This window comes from Kocuria rhizosphaericola (assembly GCF_044462205.1).
GTDB classification, from domain to species: domain Bacteria; phylum Actinomycetota; class Actinomycetes; order Actinomycetales; family Micrococcaceae; genus Kocuria; species Kocuria rhizosphaericola.
In genome coordinates, this window is sequence record NZ_JBISWK010000073.1 from 1 (window position 1) to 16,888 (window position 16,888).

Annotated in this window: 18 protein-coding genes; 14 read left to right on the forward strand and 4 right to left on the reverse strand. The window is 75.4% G+C overall.

Annotated features, from left to right (window positions below; genetic code table 11):
* From ACH9D2_RS07500 to ACH9D2_RS07515, 4 genes are all read left to right on the forward strand, one after another.
* Positions 1 to 814: ATP-binding cassette domain-containing protein (locus tag ACH9D2_RS07500; RefSeq protein ID WP_396362214.1), on the forward strand; the 814-nt coding region annotated here is incomplete at its 5' end.
* On the forward strand, positions 796 to 2,451 hold the full coding sequence (locus ACH9D2_RS07505) for a hypothetical protein (protein ID WP_396362215.1): 1,656 nt from the start codon (positions 796 to 798) through the stop codon (positions 2,449 to 2,451). The genes ACH9D2_RS07500 and ACH9D2_RS07505, both read left to right, overlap by 19 nt.
* A gap of 63 nt (positions 2,452 to 2,514) precedes the next feature.
* A complete protein-coding gene (locus tag ACH9D2_RS07510) occupies positions 2,515 to 2,850 on the forward strand; it encodes a DUF3039 domain-containing protein (protein ID WP_157571420.1) in 336 nt (111 codons plus the stop codon).
* A 121-nt stretch (positions 2,851 to 2,971) separates the two neighbouring features.
* Positions 2,972 to 4,771, forward strand: a complete 1,800-nt coding sequence (locus ACH9D2_RS07515; RefSeq protein WP_396362216.1) for a DEAD/DEAH box helicase family protein — start codon at positions 2,972 to 2,974, stop codon at positions 4,769 to 4,771.
* Between the two features lie 56 nt (positions 4,772 to 4,827).
* On the opposite strand, the gene ACH9D2_RS07520 is transcribed toward ACH9D2_RS07515, so the two are convergent.
* Together ACH9D2_RS07520 and ACH9D2_RS07525 are read right to left on the reverse strand one after the other, a co-directional pair.
* Positions 4,828 to 5,439 carry an isochorismatase family protein gene (locus tag ACH9D2_RS07520; protein ID WP_396362217.1) on the reverse strand — a complete coding sequence of 204 codons (612 nt, stop codon included), beginning with the start codon at positions 5,437 to 5,439 and terminating at the stop codon, positions 4,828 to 4,830.
* Positions 5,440 to 5,515: 76 nt separating this feature from the next.
* Positions 5,516 to 6,865: a nicotinate phosphoribosyltransferase gene (locus ACH9D2_RS07525; RefSeq protein WP_396362218.1), complete on the reverse strand. Its 1,350-nt coding sequence runs from the start codon at positions 6,863 to 6,865 to the stop codon at positions 5,516 to 5,518.
* Between the two features lie 56 nt (positions 6,866 to 6,921).
* On the opposite strand from ACH9D2_RS07525, the gene clpS reads away from it, so the two are divergent.
* From clpS to ACH9D2_RS07565, 8 genes are all read left to right on the forward strand, one after another.
* Positions 6,922 to 7,260 (forward strand): ATP-dependent Clp protease adapter ClpS, encoded by a 339-nt coding sequence (gene clpS, locus ACH9D2_RS07530; RefSeq protein ID WP_396362219.1) that lies wholly within the window; start codon positions 6,922 to 6,924, stop codon positions 7,258 to 7,260.
* The gene (locus ACH9D2_RS07535; protein ID WP_396362220.1) at positions 7,260 to 7,820 is read left to right on the forward strand and encodes a DUF2017 domain-containing protein; all 561 of its coding nucleotides are present in this window, start codon (positions 7,260 to 7,262) and stop codon (positions 7,818 to 7,820) included. Before clpS ends, ACH9D2_RS07535 begins: the two co-directional genes overlap by 1 nt.
* Before the next feature lie 115 nt (positions 7,821 to 7,935).
* Positions 7,936 to 8,871, forward strand: a complete 936-nt coding sequence (gene murI, locus ACH9D2_RS07540; RefSeq protein WP_396362221.1) for a glutamate racemase — start codon at positions 7,936 to 7,938, stop codon at positions 8,869 to 8,871.
* Positions 8,872 to 8,931: 60 nt separating this feature from the next.
* Positions 8,932 to 9,759 carry an MBL fold metallo-hydrolase gene (locus ACH9D2_RS07545; protein ID WP_396362222.1) on the forward strand — a complete coding sequence of 276 codons (828 nt, stop codon included), beginning with the start codon at positions 8,932 to 8,934 and terminating at the stop codon, positions 9,757 to 9,759.
* A gap of 56 nt (positions 9,760 to 9,815) precedes the next feature.
* On the forward strand, positions 9,816 to 10,601 hold the full coding sequence (gene rph / locus ACH9D2_RS07550) for a ribonuclease PH (RefSeq protein WP_396362223.1): 786 nt from the start codon (positions 9,816 to 9,818) through the stop codon (positions 10,599 to 10,601).
* Positions 10,594 to 11,238 carry an RdgB/HAM1 family non-canonical purine NTP pyrophosphatase gene (gene rdgB / locus ACH9D2_RS07555; protein ID WP_396362224.1) on the forward strand — a complete coding sequence of 215 codons (645 nt, stop codon included), beginning with the start codon at positions 10,594 to 10,596 and terminating at the stop codon, positions 11,236 to 11,238. Before rph ends, rdgB begins: the two co-directional genes overlap by 8 nt.
* 27 nt (positions 11,239 to 11,265) lie before the next feature.
* Positions 11,266 to 12,132, forward strand: coding sequence for a phosphotransferase family protein (locus ACH9D2_RS07560; RefSeq protein WP_396362225.1), 867 nt, complete (start codon positions 11,266 to 11,268; stop codon positions 12,130 to 12,132).
* Between the two features lie 22 nt (positions 12,133 to 12,154).
* A complete protein-coding gene (locus tag ACH9D2_RS07565; protein WP_396362226.1) occupies positions 12,155 to 12,802 on the forward strand; it encodes an exonuclease domain-containing protein in 648 nt (215 codons plus the stop codon).
* Here the strand turns inward: ACH9D2_RS07565 and ACH9D2_RS07570 are convergent.
* On the reverse strand, positions 12,771 to 13,895 hold the full coding sequence (locus ACH9D2_RS07570; protein WP_396362227.1) for an ADP-ribosylglycohydrolase family protein: 1,125 nt from the start codon (positions 13,893 to 13,895) through the stop codon (positions 12,771 to 12,773). The genes ACH9D2_RS07565 and ACH9D2_RS07570 overlap by 32 nt on opposite strands.
* Before the next feature lie 141 nt (positions 13,896 to 14,036).
* On the opposite strand from ACH9D2_RS07570, the gene ACH9D2_RS07575 reads away from it, so the two are divergent.
* Positions 14,037 to 14,966: an aquaporin gene (locus tag ACH9D2_RS07575; RefSeq protein WP_396362228.1), complete on the forward strand. Its 930-nt coding sequence runs from the start codon at positions 14,037 to 14,039 to the stop codon at positions 14,964 to 14,966.
* A 292-nt stretch (positions 14,967 to 15,258) separates the two neighbouring features.
* The gene (locus ACH9D2_RS07580) at positions 15,259 to 16,566 is read left to right on the forward strand and encodes a hypothetical protein (protein ID WP_396362229.1); all 1,308 of its coding nucleotides are present in this window, start codon (positions 15,259 to 15,261) and stop codon (positions 16,564 to 16,566) included.
* 48 nt (positions 16,567 to 16,614) lie between these two features.
* Here the strand turns inward: ACH9D2_RS07580 and ACH9D2_RS07585 are convergent.
* Positions 16,615 to 16,888: MBL fold metallo-hydrolase (locus ACH9D2_RS07585; RefSeq protein WP_396362230.1), on the reverse strand; the 274-nt coding region annotated here is incomplete at its 5' end.

A 16,888-nucleotide genomic window follows, 5' to 3' on the forward strand; every position in this document is an offset into this window, starting at 1 on the left:
GGCCGTCCCGGGACGGGCCGGCGCACCGGACGCGTCCGCGCCGCCGGCCCTGAGCGTGCGCGGCCTCGTCCGGGTCTTCGGCCGCCCCGGCACCCCGGAGGCCAAGGTCGCGGTGGACCGCGTGGACCTCGACGTCCCCCGCGGCTCCTTCTTCGGCCTCGTGGGGCGCAACGGCGCCGGCAAGACGACGATGCTGTCCATGGCGACCGGCCTCCTCCGCCCGACGGCGGGCACCGCCCGCGTGGCCGGTGTCGACGTCTGGGCCGAGCCGCGGCGGGCCAAGCAGCTCATGGGGGTGCTGCCGGACGGGCTGCACCTGTTCGACCGGCTCACGGGACGTCAGCTCGTCACCTACTCCGGTCTGCTGCGCGGCATGGACCGCACGGTCGTGGCCGAGCGCACGGAGGACCTGCTGCGGGTCATGGACCTGCTCCCCGACGCCGGGACGCAGGTCCAGGACTACTCCGCCGGCATGACCAAGAAGATCGCGCTGGCCGGCGCCCTCATCCACGCCCCGAGCCTGCTGGTCCTCGACGAGCCGTTCGAGTCGGTCGACCCCGTCTCGGCCGCGAACATCCGCGAGATCCTGCACGGCTTCGTGTCCGCGGGCGGGACCGTGGTGGTCTCCAGCCACGTCATGGACCTCGTGCAGCGGATGTGCGACCACGTCGCCGTGATGGACCGCGGCCGGGTGCTGGCGGCCGGGACGGTCGACGACGTCCGGGTCGGGGCCACGCTCGAGGACCGGTTCGTCGAGCTGGTCGGCGGACGCCGGGAGACGGGGGAGGGGCTCTCGTGGCTGCGCCCGGAGTGAGCCGGGACCTCGCCCCGGCCCCGGGAGGCCTCGACCCCGCCGGGGCCGGCACGAGCGCCCTGGCCGGGCGGCTCGTGGGCCTGAAGGCGAGGCTCCTCGTCAACACCCTGACCCGCAGCACCTGGGTGCTCGTGGGGACGGTGCTGGGCGCCGCCTACTTCCTGTTCCTGCTGGGCCTGGCCGTGGTCGCGCTCTTCCTCCTCGGCCGCCAGGACCTGTCCGTGGTGCGCACCGTGCTCGTACTGGCCGGGACGGCGGCCACGCTGGCCTGGTGGCTGCTGCCCGTCCTCGCGGCGCGCGCCGACGCCACGCTGGACCCCGCCCGCCTCGCCGTGTTCCCCCTCTCCGTGGGCCAGGTCCAGTGGGGCCAGGCGCTCGGCGCGCTCGTCGGCGTGCCGGGCGCGCTCACCACCGTCGCGCTGCTCGCCACGGTGAGCTCCTGGCGCTCGTCCGCGGCGGCGCTGGTCGCGGCCCTCCTGTGCGTGCCGCTCGCGCTGGCCCTCGTGGTCGCCGGTTCCCGGTGCGTCACGGCCCTCGCCGTCGGCCTCGGCCGCCGCCGCCGGCTCACGGAGCTGGTCTCGCTGGCCGCGCTCGTGGCGCTGGTGCTGCTCGGCCCGATCGTCACGGGTCTGCTGAGCGGGCTGGAGCGGCTGTGGGACCGGCTGCCGCAGTACGCCGGCGTGCTGGCGTGGACGCCGGCCGGAGCCGTCTGGGCGGTCCCGGCGGACGTCGCCGCGGGTCGCTGGGCTTCCGCGTCCGCCCGCCTGGCCGTCACGGTCCTGACGGTCGCCGCCCTCGTCCTCGTCTGGCGGGTCGCGCAGGAGCGGGCGCTGACCAGCACGGCCGGCCGGCGGACCGCGGCCCGGCACGAGGGCGCCGCCGGCGCGGGGCTGTTCGACCTCGTGCCCCGGCGTCCGTGGGCGGCCGTCGCGGCGCGGTGCCTGGTCTACTGGGTCAGGGACCCCCGCTACGCGGCAGGCCTGCTCGTCATCCCCGCCCTCGCCGTGCTCATCTGGTTCTCCCGGGACCCCGGGGGCGGGAGCGTCTTCCTGTACGGCCTCGGGCCGATGATCGCGGCGCTGCTCGCCTACCAGATCTCGGGCGACGTGTCCTACGACAACACCGCCCTGCACCTGCACGTCCTCTCCGGCGTGCGGGGCGTCCACGACCGCGCGGGCCGGGTGCTCGCGCTGCTCGTGATCGCCGTGCCGCTCACCGCGCTCGGACTGCTGCTGCCGTTCGCGGTCGAGGGCCGGTGGCAACTGCTGCCCGGGATCGCGGGCACCTCGGTGCTGGCGCTGCTGGGCGGGGCGGGCCTGTCCTCGGTGCTGTCCGCCCGGTACACCTATCCCGTGGCCCCGCCGGGGGCGTCACCGCTGAAGACGCCGCAGGGCTTCACCGTCCTCAACGTCCTGGTGCAGTTCGTGGCGCTGGGGCTCGTCGTCGTGCTCATGCTGCCGGCCGCGGTCCTCCTCCTCGTGCAGCTCTTCACCGGTGACCCCGTGTGGGGCTGGGCGGCGCTCGCCGCCGGGTCGGTGCTGGGACCGCTGCTGTGCTGGGGCGGGATCGTCCTCGGCGGGCGCTGGTACGACCGGCGGGCCCCCGAGCTGCTCCAGGAGGTCGCCCAGTTCCGCTGAGCCGGGCCGGGCGGGCGGCCCCGGGGCACGCGGAGGCGGCGTGATCGGGGTAAACTGGCGTCCATGCATGTCTCAGCGGCGACCACCGGCACCCCGACGAACGGCCTGGACGACAGCCCCTACGGCACCGACCCGGCGCAGCCGGCCGGGGGCACGTCCACGATCGAGCGCGAGGAGACCAGGGAGCTCCAGGAACCGGGCGACCACGAGCGCTTCGCGCACTACGTGCGCAAGGAGAAGATCATGGAGTCCGCCCTCTCGGGCGAGCCCGTGATCGCCCTGTGCGGCAAGGTCTGGGTCCCCGGCCGCGACCCCCAGCGGTTCCCGGTGTGCCCCACCTGCAAGGAGATCTACGACGGCCTGCGCCCCCCGAACGACCAGGGTGACGACCAGGGCTGAGCACCGCCCCGTCGAGCGAGCGCCCGCCGCCGGCGGGCGCTTTTGCGTGGCCCGCCGCCGCGCCCCCTCAGCCACCGCGACCACGAGGCCGCGGGCCCACGAGCGAAAGGACGTCGCCAGAGTGTCCCAGGACGACCAGCTCTCCTTGTTCGGCTCAGCCGCCGCCGACCTCCCCCCGGCCTACCCGGACCGCGCGGCGTGGGGCACCGCCCCCAAGCTGCGCGCCTGGCAGGCGGAGGCGCTGCAGCGCTACTTCGAGACGCAGCCCCGGGACTACATGGCCGTCGCGACCCCCGGGGCCGGCAAGACGACCTTCGCCCTGCGGGTGGCCAAGGAGCTCTTCGACCGCGGCACCGTCAACCGGATCACGGTGGTGACGCCCACGGACCACCTCAAGCGGCAGTGGGCCGACGCCGCGGCCCGCGTGGGCCTGGCCATCGACCCGAACTTCAAGAACGCGGACGGCTCCCACGGCCGGGACTACCTGGGCGCGGCGGTGACCTACTCCCAGGTGGCGATGAAGCCGCTCCTGCACCGGGCCCGCACCGAGGCGGGCCGGACGCTGGTGATCATGGACGAGATCCACCACGCCGGCGACTCCCTGACGTGGGGCGACGGGCTGCAGGAGGCCTTCGACCCCGCCGCCCGCCGGCTCGCCCTGACCGGCACCCCCTTCCGCTCGGACACCGCGCCGATCCCGTTCGTGCGCTACGTGGAGGATGGGGACGGCATCCGCCGCTCGAGCTCCGACTACACCTACGGCTACGGCGACGCGCTCAAGGACCACGTGGTCCGGCCCGTGATCTTTCTCGCCTACTCGGGGCAGATGCGCTGGCGCACCAGCGCGGGCGAGGAGATGGCCGCGGAGCTCGGCGAGGGCTTCACGAAGGACATCACCGCCCACGCGTGGCGCACCGCGCTCGACCCGAACGGGCAGTGGATCCCGTCGGTGCTCCAGGCCGCGGACCAGCGGCTCACGGAGGTGCGGCGCACCGTGCCCGACGCCGGGGCGATGGTCATCGCGACCGACCACCAGGACGCGAAGGCCTACGCGGCGCAGCTGCGCCGGATCACCGGGGAGAACCCCACCGTGGTCCTCTCCGACGACAAGGGCGCCTCGGACCGGATCGACGAGTTCTCCGCGGGGGACAGCCGGTGGATGGTGGCGGTCCGCATGGTCTCCGAGGGTGTCGACGTCCCCCGGCTCGCCGTGGGGGTCTACGCGACGTCGACGTCCACGCCGCTGTTCTTCGCCCAGGCGGTCGGCCGCTTCGTGCGCGCCCGCAAGCGCGGGGAGACGGCCTCCGTCTTCCTGCCGTCCGTGCCGGCGCTGATGCAGCTCGCCAACGAGATGGAGGCCGAGCGGGACCACGCCCTCGACAGGCCCGCCGCGGAGGAGACCGGCCTGCCCGCCGACCCCCTCGAGGAGGGCTGGGACGACGAGCTGCTCGAGGAGGCCAACCGCGAGGAGAAGGCGTCGGCGGCCCTCGCCCAGGGCCGCTTCGAGGCCATCGGCTCGGACGCGTCCTTCCACGGGGTGCTCTTCGACGGCGGCGCCTTCGGCGGCGGCGTGGCGGTGGGCTCGGAGGAGGAGGCGGACTTCCTCGGCATCCCGGGCCTGCTCGAGGCCGACCAGGTCTCGGCGCTGCTGCGGGAGCGGCAGTCCCAGCACGCCCGCCGCCGCCCGGGCGCCGCCCGGGCCCCGGAGCCGGCGGTGCCCGACCACCGGCGGCTGAAGGAGCTGCGCGCCACCCTGTCCAAGAACGTCTCGGCCTGGGCGTCGCGCACCGGCACCCCGCACGGCGTGGTCCACAACGAGCTGCGCCGCGTGTGCGGGGGCCCCGCGGTGGCGCAGGCCAACGAGGTGCAGCTGCAGGCGCGCGTCAAGAAGCTGCAGGACTGGTTCATCGGGCGCAAGTGAGCCGCGCACCGGGGCACGGCCCGCCCGGCAGGGGGCGGGCCGCGTCCGGGCGCGGGTCAGGACCGGACGATCTCGACCCCTGCCTCGGCCATCTCCCGCAGGGCGCGCGCCGTGCTCTCCTCGGCCACGCCGGCCGTGAGGTCCACCAGCACCCGGGTGTCGTAGCCGGCCTCGACGGCGTCCAGAGCGGTCGCGCGCACGCAGTGGTCGGTCGCGAGACCCACGATGTCCACGGCCTCGATCTCGTGCTCCCGCAGCCAGTCGTCGAGGCTCACGTCCGGCTCGTCGTCGACGTCCTCGTCGTCGCCCATCGGCACGTCCGCGTCCGGGGCGAGCAGCCCCTCGAACCCGGAGTAGGCGGCGTCGTGCTCGCCCTTGCGGAACCACGCCTGGATCCAGTCCGTGTCCAGGTCGGCGTGGAAGTGGGCCCCGCGGGACTCGGCGACACAGTGCACGGGCCAGGAGTCCACGTAGTCCGGTTCGTCGGAGAAGTGCGCCCCGGGGTCGATGTGCCAGTCCTGGGTGGCCGCGACGGCCGCGTAGTCCCCGTGGTGGTCCTCGAGGTGCTCCGACACGGCGGCGGCCACGGCCGCGCCTCCGGCGACGGCCAGCGACCCGCCCTCGCAGAAGTCGTTCTGCACGTCGACGACGATCAGTGCGGTCCTCATGGTGTTCCTCCCTCTGTTGCGGTGGGTCTCGCCCGGTCTGTCCTGCTCGGTGGATCCTGTGCGCCGGACGCCCCGGTCAGACCGGGGCCTCCGGCCCCAGCACGGTCGGGATGACGGGGTCGCCCTCGCTGAGCCGCCGGGCCGATCGTGGCAGCTCCGCCACGGACGCCGTGTGCCGCTCCCGGGCCCGCCGGACGCCGGCCGGGCCGGTCCACCCGTCCAGCAGCTCGCCGTCGCGGACGAAGTCCTCCAGCAGCGGCCGGTCGTCGCCGTCGTCGTCGGGCAACCGGCCGATCCCGACCACCTCGTGGGTGGCCGTGCCCTTCTCGTCCCGGCGCCGCAGGGCGTGCTTGCGCCCGCCCACGGACACCTTGCCCTTGGCGGCCTTCGCCACGGGCCGCAGCTCGCCGGAGGAGTCCTCGCGGGCCACGAGCTTGTAGACCATCGAGGACGTCGGCGCGCCCGAGCCGGTGACCACGCGGGTGCCGACGCCGAACGCGTCGACGGGCGCGGCGTTCAGGGACGCGATCGCGTACTCGTCCAGGTCCGAGGTGACGGTGATGCGGGTGTCCGGGTTGCCGAGGTCGTCGAGGAGCTCCCGCACCCACGCGGCCTGGGTCACGAGGTCGCCCGAGTCCAGGCGCACGCCGCCCAGCTCCGGGCCCGCCAGCTCCACGGCCTTGCGGACCGCGGCCTCGACGTCGTAGGTGTCGACGAGCAGGGTGGTGTCCCGGCCCATGGACTCCAGCTGGGCTCGGAAGGCATCCTCCTCCGAGTCGTGCAGCAGCGTGAAGGAGTGGGCGGCGGTCCCGACGGTCCGGATCCCCCAGCGGTGGCCGGCCTCGAGGTTCGAGGTGGAGTCGAAGCCGCCGATGACCGCCGCCCGCGCGGCCGCGACCGCGGCCTCCTCGTGGGCGCGCCGGGAGCCCATCTCGATGCACGGGCGCCCCGCCGCGGCCCCCACCATGCGGGAGGCGGCCGAGGCCACGGCGCTGTCGTAGTTGAGCACCGACAGGAAGTACGTCTCGAGCACGCACGCCTCGGCGAACGTGGCCTCGACCACGAGCAGCGGCGAGGACGGGAAGTACGCCTCGCCCTCGGCGTAGCCGGAGATCGACCCGGTGAAGCGGAAGTCCGCCAGGTAGTCCAGGGTCGCGCGGTTGACCACGCCGGTGTCCGCGAGGAAGCGCAGCTGCTCGTCGCCGAAGCAGAAGCTGTCGAGCCCCTCGAGGAGGCGCCCGGTGCCCGCCAGCACGCCGTAGCGCCGGCCGGCCGGCAGCCGCCGGGCGAAGACCTCGAAGACGCTGCGCCGCTGCGCGGTGCCGGCGTGCAGGGCGGCCTGCAGCATGGTCAGCTCGTAGTGGTCGGTCATCAGGGACGTGGGCGGCGGGGCCCACCGGTGGCTGCGCTGGTTCACGGGCACCACTCTAGCGACGCCGCCGGTGCCCCCCGGCGTCCGGCACTCGCTACGATGGACGGACCATGCACTGCGCTACTTCCGCCGCCGCCCGCCCCGCGGCCACCGCCACCCCGGAGACCGGCACCCGGCCCACCGGCGAGACGTCCGTGGCCGCGGCGACCGAGACCCCGTGGAACGTGGTCGTGTGGGACGACCCCGTCAATCTCATGAGCTACGTCACGTACGTGTTCCGCTCCTACTTCGGCTACCCGGAGGAGAAGGCCCGCTCCCTGATGCTCGAGGTCCACCACCACGGGCGCTCCGTGGTGGCCAGCGGTTCCCTCGAGGAGGCCGAGACCCACACCGCGGCGATGCACGGCTTCGGGCTGTGGGCCACCTTCGAGCAGGCGGGGGGCCACTGATGGCCCAGGGCTTCCGGTCCACCCGCAGGGGGATCACCGCCCGTTTCGAGGAGGCCGAGAAGGACCTGCTGCAGAAGCTGTTCGCGGACGTCGCCCAGGCGCTCGCGCCCGAGCAGCCGGCCTCGGAGGACTCGCTCGAGCGGATGCTCGGCGTGTCCGGGGACGCCACCGTCCCCGACGACTCCGCGCTGCGGCGCCTCCTGCCCGACGGCAGCCTGGACCCCGAGCGCGCCGCAGAGTTCCGCCGGTACACGGAGCGGGGACTGCGGGAGACCAAGCGGGGCGTGCTGCAGCAGGCCGCGCTGGCGCTGGAGGCCCAGCCCGTGCGGCTGGACCCCGGGCAGGCGCAGGCCTTCGGCCAGGCCCTCAACGACGTGCGGCTGGTGCTGGCGGACCGCCTGGGGATCCGGAGCGAGGCGGACGCCGAGCGCGTGGGGCGCTACGACGACTGGTCCGCGATCGAGGACGTCGAGACGTACATGTCGCTTCTGTACAACTTCGTCTCGTGGCTTCAGGAGACCCTCATGGAGGCGCTGCTCCACGACCTGCCCCGGGACTGACCGGCCACGACGCCCCGGAGCGCTTCCGCCCGGGCGCGGGGTGACGCGCATCACGGCGGCTCGCCCGCGGCACGGTTTGGGGCGGCGGCACGCCCGGGACTACGCTCTTGTCGATATGCAGGATGACGACGTCTTCGGGGCCGGCGGCCGGACCGCACGGCGCCCCAACCCCGGTTCACCCATCGGCGTGTTCGACTCCGGGGTGGGCGGCCTCACCGTGGCCCGCGCCATCATCGACCAGCTGCCCCACGAGGAGATCGTCTACGTGGGCGACACCGCGCACGGGCCCTACGGCCCGCTGCCGATCGCCGAGGTCCGGGCGCACGCCCTGCGGATCATGGACGAGCTCGTGGACTCCGGCGTCAAGCTGCTCGTCATCGCCTGCAACACGGCGTCCGCCGCGGTGCTGCGCGACGCCAGGGAGCGCTACACCCGGGTCTACGGGATCCCCGTGGTGGAGGTCATCCAGCCGGCGGTGCGACGAGCGGTGGCCTCGACCCGCAACGGCCGGATCGGGGTCATCGGCACGGCGGCCACGGTCGGCTCCCGCGCCTACGACGACACCTTCGCCGCCGCCCCCCACCTGCGGATCGACTCGGTGGCCTGTCCGGCGTTCGTCGACTACGTGGAGGCAGGAGTCACCACGGGCCCCGCGCTCCTGGCCACGGCGCAGTCCTACCTGGACCCGCTGCGGGACGCCGACGTGGACACCCTGGTCCTGGGCTGCACCCACTACCCCCTGCTCACGGGCGTGATCTCCTACGTCATGGGCGACACCGTCACCCTGGTCTCCAGCGCGGAGGAGACCGCCAAGGACGTCTACCGTGCGCTGGTCGGTCACGGGCTCGAGCGGGACCCGAGCCTGCCCGCCCACCACGAGTTCCTCGCCACCGGGGACGCGGCGTCCTTCGAGGTCCTGGCCCGGCGGTTCCTGGGGCCGGAGGTCGCCCGCGTGCGGCACACCAGCTCCGTGGCGGAGCAGTACCCCACGGGCTCGCTCGCGCGGATCACCCCGGAGATGATCGGGGGCACCGGCCCGTCCGCTCCCTGAGCAGTCCCGCGGCCGGTGCGGCCGCGGTCCCACCGGTCCTCCCTGGAAGGCACACGCTCCATGAAACTCACCATCGTCGGATGCACCGGCTCCTTCGCGGGGCCGAACTCCCCGGCCTCCTGCTACCTCGTCAGCGGCGAGGACGCCGAGGGGCGGATCTGGCGCATCCTGCTGGACATGGGCAACGGCGCCCTCGGGGTGCTGCAGCGCCACATCGACCTGCACGACATCGACGCCGTGCTCGTGAGCCACCTGCACCCCGACCACTGCATCGACCTGGCCGGGCTGCACGTGGCGATCAAGTGGGACCCGCGGGGCTGGGGCGGCGCACCGATCCCGCTGTGGGCGCCCACCGGCCTCCACGAGTACCTCAGCAGCACCCACGGTCTCCCCCCGGAGCCCGGGATGCACGGGGAGTTCGACTTCCACACCTGGGTCCCCGAGGAGCCCGTGCGGGTGGGGCCGTTCGCGATCACGCCCTTCCTGGTGGAGCACCCCACGCCCGAGCCGTACGCCCTGCGCATCGACTACGACGGGGTCATGGGCCCCAGCACCCTGACCTACTCGGGGGACACCGACGCGTGCGACGGCCTCGTGCGCGCCGCCCGGGGCGCCGACGTCTTCCTGTGCGAGGCCGCCTACCACGAGGGCCGCGACGACGCGCTGCGCGGCATCCACCTCACCGGCCGGCGCGCCGCGGAGGCGGCCCGGGACGCCGGGGTGCGCCAGCTGCTGCTGACGCACCTGCCGGTGTGGAACTCCCCGACGCGGGCCGTCGAGGAGGCGCAGGAGGTCTTCGAGGGGCCCATCGGGGTGGCCGAGCCCGCCTACACGTACCGGATCGTCCGCAGCGGCAGCGGCCGTCCCGCGGCCGCCGTCGGACCGTGAGACCTGCCGCCGGCGGCCGGGCCGGGAGCGCTGGACCGAGGGGTAAGGTGGAGCACATGGATGCCCCTGTCGACCAGACCCCACCGGCCCTCTCGACCCCGGGGGTGACCCGGTCGGACGGCCGTTCGCCCGACGAGCTGCGGCCCATCACCATCACCCGCGGCTGGTCCCAGCAGGCGGAGGGCTCCGCCCTCATCGAGTTCGGCAGCACCCGGGTGCTGTGCACCGCGTCCGTCACGGAGGGCGTCCCGCGCTGGCTCAAGGGGGAGGGCCGCGGCTGGGTGACCGCCGAGTACGCGATGCTCCCGCGGGCCACGTCCACCCGCTCCGCCCGCGAGTCCGTGAAGGGCAAGATCGGCGGGCGCACCCACGAGATCTCCCGGCTCATCGGCCGCTCCCTGCGTTCGGTCATCGACCTCTCCGCCCTGGGGGAGAACACCGTGGTCCTCGACTGCGACGTCCTCCAGGCCGACGGCGGCACCCGCACCGCGGCCATCACCGGCGCCTACGTGGCGCTCGCCGAGGCCATCGGCTGGGCGCGGGCCGAGGGGCTCGTCGCCCGCCGCGCCCAGCCGCTCACCGACACCGTGGCCGCCGTGTCCGTGGGCATCATCGACGGCGTGCCGATGCTGGACCTCCCCTACGTCGAGGACGTCCGGGCCGAGACGGACATGAACGTGGTGGTCACCGGGTCCGGCGACTTCGTGGAGGTGCAGGGCACGGCCGAGGGCGCCCCCTTCGACCGCGCCGAGCTCGACGCCCTGCTCGACCTCGCGCTGGCCGGCTGCGCCCAGCTCACCCAGATCCAGGTCGAGACCCTGCGCGAGGGCGACGATGGGTGAGCACGACGGCGCACGGGTGGTCCTGGCCACCCGCAACGCGGGCAAGCTCGCGGAGCTGCGGGACCTGCTCGCGGCGGCGCTGCCCGGCGCGGACGTCGAGCGCCTCGTGGTGGACGCCGGCACGGCCGGCACCCCGGACGTCGTCGAGGACGGCACGAGCTTCGAGGCCAACGCCCTGCTCAAGGCCCGCTCCGCGGCCGCCGCGACCGGGCTGGTCGCCGTGGCCGACGACTCCGGTCTGGCCGTGGACGTCCTGGGCGGCGCGCCCGGGATCTTCTCGGCGCGGTGGTCCGGGCGGCACGGCGACGACGCCGCGAACCTGCGGCTGCTGCTCGACCAGCTCTCCGACGTCCCCGACACCCACCGCGGCGCGCAGTTCGTGTGCGCCGCGGCCCTCGTGACCCCGGCGGGGGAGGAGCACGTCGAGACCGGTGAGCTGCGCGGGACGCTGCTGCGCGAACCGGCCGGGGACGGCGGCTTCGGCTACGACCCCGTGCTGCGCCCCGACGGGCTCGACCGGTCCTGCGCCGAGCTCACGCGCGAGGAGAAGAACGCCATCAGCCACCGTGGACGCGCGATGCGGGCCCTGCTCCCGCACCTGCTGGCCGCCCTCGACCGCGCCGCCGTCCCCGACTGACCCACGTCCGAACCGAGGAAGTTGCCCATGCCCTGGTCGCAGCTCCACCACCTGCCGTTCGCCGGCGCCGTCGAGGCCGTCCTGCGCGAGGCCGGCATGAGCGCCGACCCGAGCCAGTGGGAGGTGCACGCCGGCGGGTCCGCCCACGTGGTGGTGAACGTGGGGCACGTGATCTCCGTGCGGATCGCCAAGAACGCCACGGTCTGCGAGCACGTCCGGCGCCGCACGGAGGTGCTCCGGAGGCTGCCCCGCTTCTCGTTCGAGACCCCGCGGCCGCTCACCGGCGTGGTGGTCTCCCACGGCTACACCGGGGTGGGCCTGACCTGGTGCCCCGGTGACCCGCACCCGCCCGGGCACGGGGACCCGGCCGTGCTGCACCGGGTGCTGACCGAGCTGGCCGAGGTCGACACCACGGGCTTCGCGAGGTACCTCGACCGTCCCGGCCAGCACTGGGGCGGCCACCGGCGCCGGCACGTGCTCCTCGACGAGGTCATCCCGCGGCTGCTGCCCCGCAACCAGGAGGCCGCGCGGCGGGCCGTCGCCGAGCTCGCGGCGCTGCCCACCGTGGTGCCGACCCTGGTGCACGGGGACCTCATGGGGCACAACATGCTGTGGGCCGGGGACGAGCTCACGGGCATCATCGACTGGGACCACGCCTGCCTGTCCGACCCCGCGCACGACGCCGCGTCCCTCGGCCTCTGGTACGGCTGGGACACCCTGCGCTCCGCCGTCTCGGAGACCGTCTACGAGCGCGCCCGGCTGCACGCGCGCACGTTCCCGCTGCAGGCGGTCGCCTACGCGCTGCACCACGACCTCGACACCGCCCAGGTCAACCAGTCCATCGCGCGGGCCGACGACTGGATCGAGACCAACCTGCGCGGCGTCTGCGCCTGAGCGGGCGCAGTAGGCTGTCCGGGTGCCGTTCTCCGCTTCCCCCGACACGACCTCCGCCCGGTCCGCCGCGGACCCGTCGTCCCTCTCCTTCACCGCCATCGACTTCGAGACCGCGAACCGCTTCCTCGGCTCGCCGTGCGCCGTGGGCCTCGTGCGGGTCCGTGGCGGCAGGGTGGTGGCCGAGCGCTCCGCGTACATGCGGCCGCCGCGCACCCGCGCGGCCTTCGACCCCGGCAACACGCGCATCCACGGGATCACCGAGCAGACGGTCGCCGGCCGTCCGGGCTTCGCCGAGCTGTGGCCGCGGATCGAGGACTGGATCCTGGCGGAGGATCCGGACGAGCTCGTGGTCGCGCACAACGCGGCCTTCGACATGGGCGTGATCCGGGCCGCGTGCGCGGAGACGGAGACGCCGCACGCCCCGCTGGCGTACGCGTGCAGCCTGGCCCTGGCACGGCGCGGCTACGACCTGCCGTCCTACGCGCTGCCCCGGGCGGCCGAGGCGGCCGGGGTGCCGCTGCGCCGCCACCACGACGCCCTCGAGGACGCCCGGGCGTGCGCGGGGATCATGGTCGACCTGGTCCGCCGGGCCGGTGCGGGCAGCGTCCGGGAGCTGCTCGCCGGCGCGGGCCTGAGCGTCAAGCGGCTGGCGGCGCCCCCACTTCCCTGAGCCAGCGCTCCGCCGCCTCCGACACCGTGTCCCCGGCGTCCAGCCGGGCGCTGTCCTCCGGCGGCAGCGCGGCCGTCCCGAGCGCCGCGCCCGTGACGCCGCCGGCGATCGCCCCGGTGGCGGCCGGCTCGCCGTCGTGGTCGGTCCCCAGCTCCACCGCACGGCGGAACACGGCCCGCCGATCCCGGGCGTCCGGGGACTCGGCCTCCGCGCGCAGGGCCGCACAGAGCCCGCGCGCCAGGACCTCCGGGGCCGTCCGCCCCGCGCCGAGCAGCCGCGGGAGCGTCCCGGCGGCCAGGTCCCCCCGGCCGGCGGCGCGCACGGCGTCGTCGATCCGGGCGAGGGTCTCGGCCACCGGGCGCGTGAGGTTCCCGGCCGTCCCGCGGGCCGCGGCCACGGCCGCGGCGACCGGCCGCGGCAGGCCCTCCCGGCGGGCCCGCACGGCGGCGTGGACCACGAAGCCGTGGACGGCCGCGGCGGTCTGCGCCTCGGGGTGCCCGTGGGTCAGCGCGGCACCGTTGATGGCCAGGGGAGCGAGCGTGCGCCAGCCGACGTGGGGGAGGAGACCGAACGGGGACGAGCGCAGCACCGGTCCGGCGCCCTCGGCGTCCGGCAGCACCGGACGCTCGACCTCGCCCATCCGTCCGGACCGGAGCGCCTCCAGCACCGTCGCGTCGGGCTCCCGCACGGCGTGCAGGACCTCGTGCTCGTCGATCCGGCGGGGCAGGGGCTGTGGTGCCCCGGCCGGGTCGGGCTCGCCCTGGGTGCGGAGCCAGCGCAGGTAGGCCAGCCACAGGCACGCGGTCTCGTCGGCGGCGTGGCCCTGGTTGGCCCACTCGACCACCTCCTGCAGGGCGTCCAGGGTGTAGAGGGTCAGCTGGGTGCCGGCGGAGATCCGCAGCACCGCGGCGGCACCGCCGGTGTCCGCGGGAGCGGCGGGGGACTTCGCGCCGGTCGCCTCCGGACGGGGGCGCCGGCCGGCGCCCAGCGCGTCCCCGAGGGCTCCGCCCAGCAGGACGGCGCGCACGGAGTCGGCGTACTCGGGCCAGGCGGGGTCGAGGCCGGCGTCGGGGAGGAGCAGGGGCGCGGGCATGCGGCCAGTGTAGTCGGCGGCCGACACGTCCCGGGCGGGTTCAACCGCCCTTCAGGCGGCCGTGGTTCCATGGCACGGGCGCCCGGCGCCCCGCCGGCACGGCACCCCCACCGTGCCGCCCCGATCCCTGAGGAGAGCTCCATGAGCCACCACGTACCCGGCACCAGCACGCATCCCGGCGCCGACGGCACGGACCACGACGGCACGCCCGCCGCACCCGGCACGGAGGGCCTCGCGGCACCCGTGCCCGTCGCCGCGCGGAAGGAGTCCGTGCCCGCCGGCGCGCCTGCCGCCGTGTCCGCGCCGGCCCAGTGGGCCGCCGAGTTCGCCGGCACGGCGCTGCTGGTCTTCGCCGGTCTCGGCACCGGCATGTTCGCCACCGAGGTCATCGACTCCGCGCTCGGCTTCGGCCTCGGCCTCGTCGCCGCGATCGTCGCCTTCGGGCACGTCTCCGGAGGGCACTTCAACCCCGCGGTGACGCTCGCCGCCGTCGTGGCCGGGCGCACCCCCGCGAGGTCCGCGGTCGGCTACGTGGTGGCCCAGGTGCTCGGCGCGCTGGCCGCCGCGGGCGTGCTGTGGGTGGTGCTCGTCACGCTGCTCGACTCCTCGACCACCGCGCAGGTCCTGGGGGCGGTCTCCAACGGCTTCGGGGAGAACTCCACCTCCCAGGCCGGGTGGACCACCGTGCTGCTCGTCGAGTTCGTGGCGACCGCCCTGTTCGCTCTCGTGGTCCTGGGCTCCACCGCGCCGCGGGCCAACGCGGTGCTCGCCCCCGTGGCCATCGGGGCGGCCCTCGCGTTCCTGCTCACGATCGCCGCGCCGTTCGACGGCGGATCGCTGAACCCCGCCCGCTCGACGGGCGCCGCCGTGGTCTCCGGGTCCGCGCACCTGGCCCAGCTGTGGCTGTTCTGGGTCGCCCCGCTGCTGGGCGGACTCGTCGCCGGTCTCGTCCACCGCTCGGTGGACCTCTCCCGCCCGCGCCGCGGCGCCGGGGCGGCTCCCGCGACCGGGGCGGCTCCCGCGACCGAGGCCGCGCCGGCCGGGTCCGCCACGCCGGACCGGGAGCGGTGAGCCCGCGGCCCGGCCGCGTCCGGCAGGGCCGCGGGATCCCCCCGTGCGGTTGCGCTCCGTCTCCGGCCGGCACCTCGGCCGGTGCCTCCGAGCCGGGGCTCCCCCGAGGTGCGGCGAACCGTGCTGCACGGGGACCGGCCTCGTCCCCCCGGCCCGGCGACCGAGGCCCCGGAGCCCGTCCGGATCCGCGGGCGCCGTCCACCGGTGGGGTCGACGCTTTCCGTCATCGTCCGGGCGGCGGGGCTAGTCTGGTTCCTGCCCGGCCGCCGTCGGCAGGAAGCGGAGGAATCTCGTGAGCAGTGTGCGCGCCGCCGAACCCCTCGGGGGCTTCAGCACGGCCTCACGCTCACCCCTGGCCGACTCCCGGGAGCTCGCCGCCGTCAGCGGCGCCCTGTACCCCGTGCTGACCCTGCTGGTGCGCCTGCCCCAGACCATGGTCCCGCTCGGCGTGCTGACCACGGTGGCGCTGATCTCCGGGTCCCCGGCCCTCGGCGCGTACTGCGCCGCCGCCGTGACGCTCGGCTCGGCCCTGTGCGGACTCGCCATGGGCGCGGCCGCCTCGTGGCGCCGGCGCCAGCTGGGACTGGTGCTGCTCACCCTCGTCAATCCGCTCGCGGTGTGGTGGCTCGTGCGCCGGCTGCCGGACCTCGCCGCCGACAGCGAGGCCGCCCCGGCCCAGCTGCTGCTCCCGTGCCTGCTCGCCGGTCTCGTGCTGCCGCAGATGGGCGTCGCGTGCCGGCTGCGCTGGTGGTCCCTGCTGTCCCGGGACTCCCGGCAGGACCTCTTCGACACCGCGCTGCGCCACGAGAGCGTCATGGACTCCCTGGGCACCGTCCTGGCCGCCGCGGTGACCGGCCTCGTGGCCGTGACCCTCGGTCCGGTCGCCGTGCTGGTGCTCGCGGCCACGCTCACGCTCGTGGGCACCACCGTGTTCCTGCTGCACTGCTCCGCCCGCCTGCCACGGGGCCTGATCGGCTTCCTGCCGCCCGCAGGGGCCGCGCCGACCCGGGCGGTCCGCCGGCGCCGGCGCAGGGTGCGCCGGCTCCGGTTGCTCCCCGTGCTGGGCATGGGCGCGCTGGGTGCCCTGGTGGGATCGACCCTCGGCGCGGTCGTCGTCTTCGCGACCGCCGTGGACGCGGTGATCTCGGTCAGCTGGCTGTACGCGGTCTCCGGGCTCACCTCGGCCCTGGCGGCGGTGGCCGCGTCCGCCCGCACCGAGGAGCTCCGGCTGTGGAACCGCTGGGTGGCGGCGGCCGCCGCGGCGGTGCTCGCCGCGATGCTCCTGACGATCCCCGACGACTCCGTGGGGATGGTGGTCGTGCTGGCGCTGGCCGGGCTGACCACCGGCCCGTGCCTGGTGGCGGTGTACGAGATCGCGCGGCTCGTGGCGCCGAGCTCCCGGGTCACGGCCCTGACCACGGTCATGACCGCCATGATGAGCGTGGGGCTGACCGGGGGTCTCGCCCTGTCCGGGTGGTGGGGGGAGTCCTGGGGCTACCGGAGCGCCGCGCTCGTGCCCGTCATCTCCGCGGCCGCCCTGCTGGCCACCGCGCTGGCCTTCGTGCACCGCTGGCGGCGCACCGACCCCCGTGACCTCTGAGCCCCGCAGGGCGCCCGCCGGGCCAGGGGGCCCGGCGGGCGGAGGGGCTCAGTGGCCGCGGTCGATCCACTCCTGCAGGTGGGGTGCCTCCGTGCCGATCGTGGTGGTGTCCCCGTGGCCGGTGAGCACCTCCGTGGACTCCGGCAGGGTGAGCAGCCGCTCGCGGATGGAGTCGACGATCGTGGGGAAGTCCGAGTACGAGCGGCCGGTGGCGCCGGGACCGCCCTGGAAGAGGGTGTCCCCGGAGAACAGCACCCCGCCCTCGCCCAGGTCCGGTGCCCAGAAGCACACGGAACCGGGCGAGTGGCCCGGGGTGTGCAGC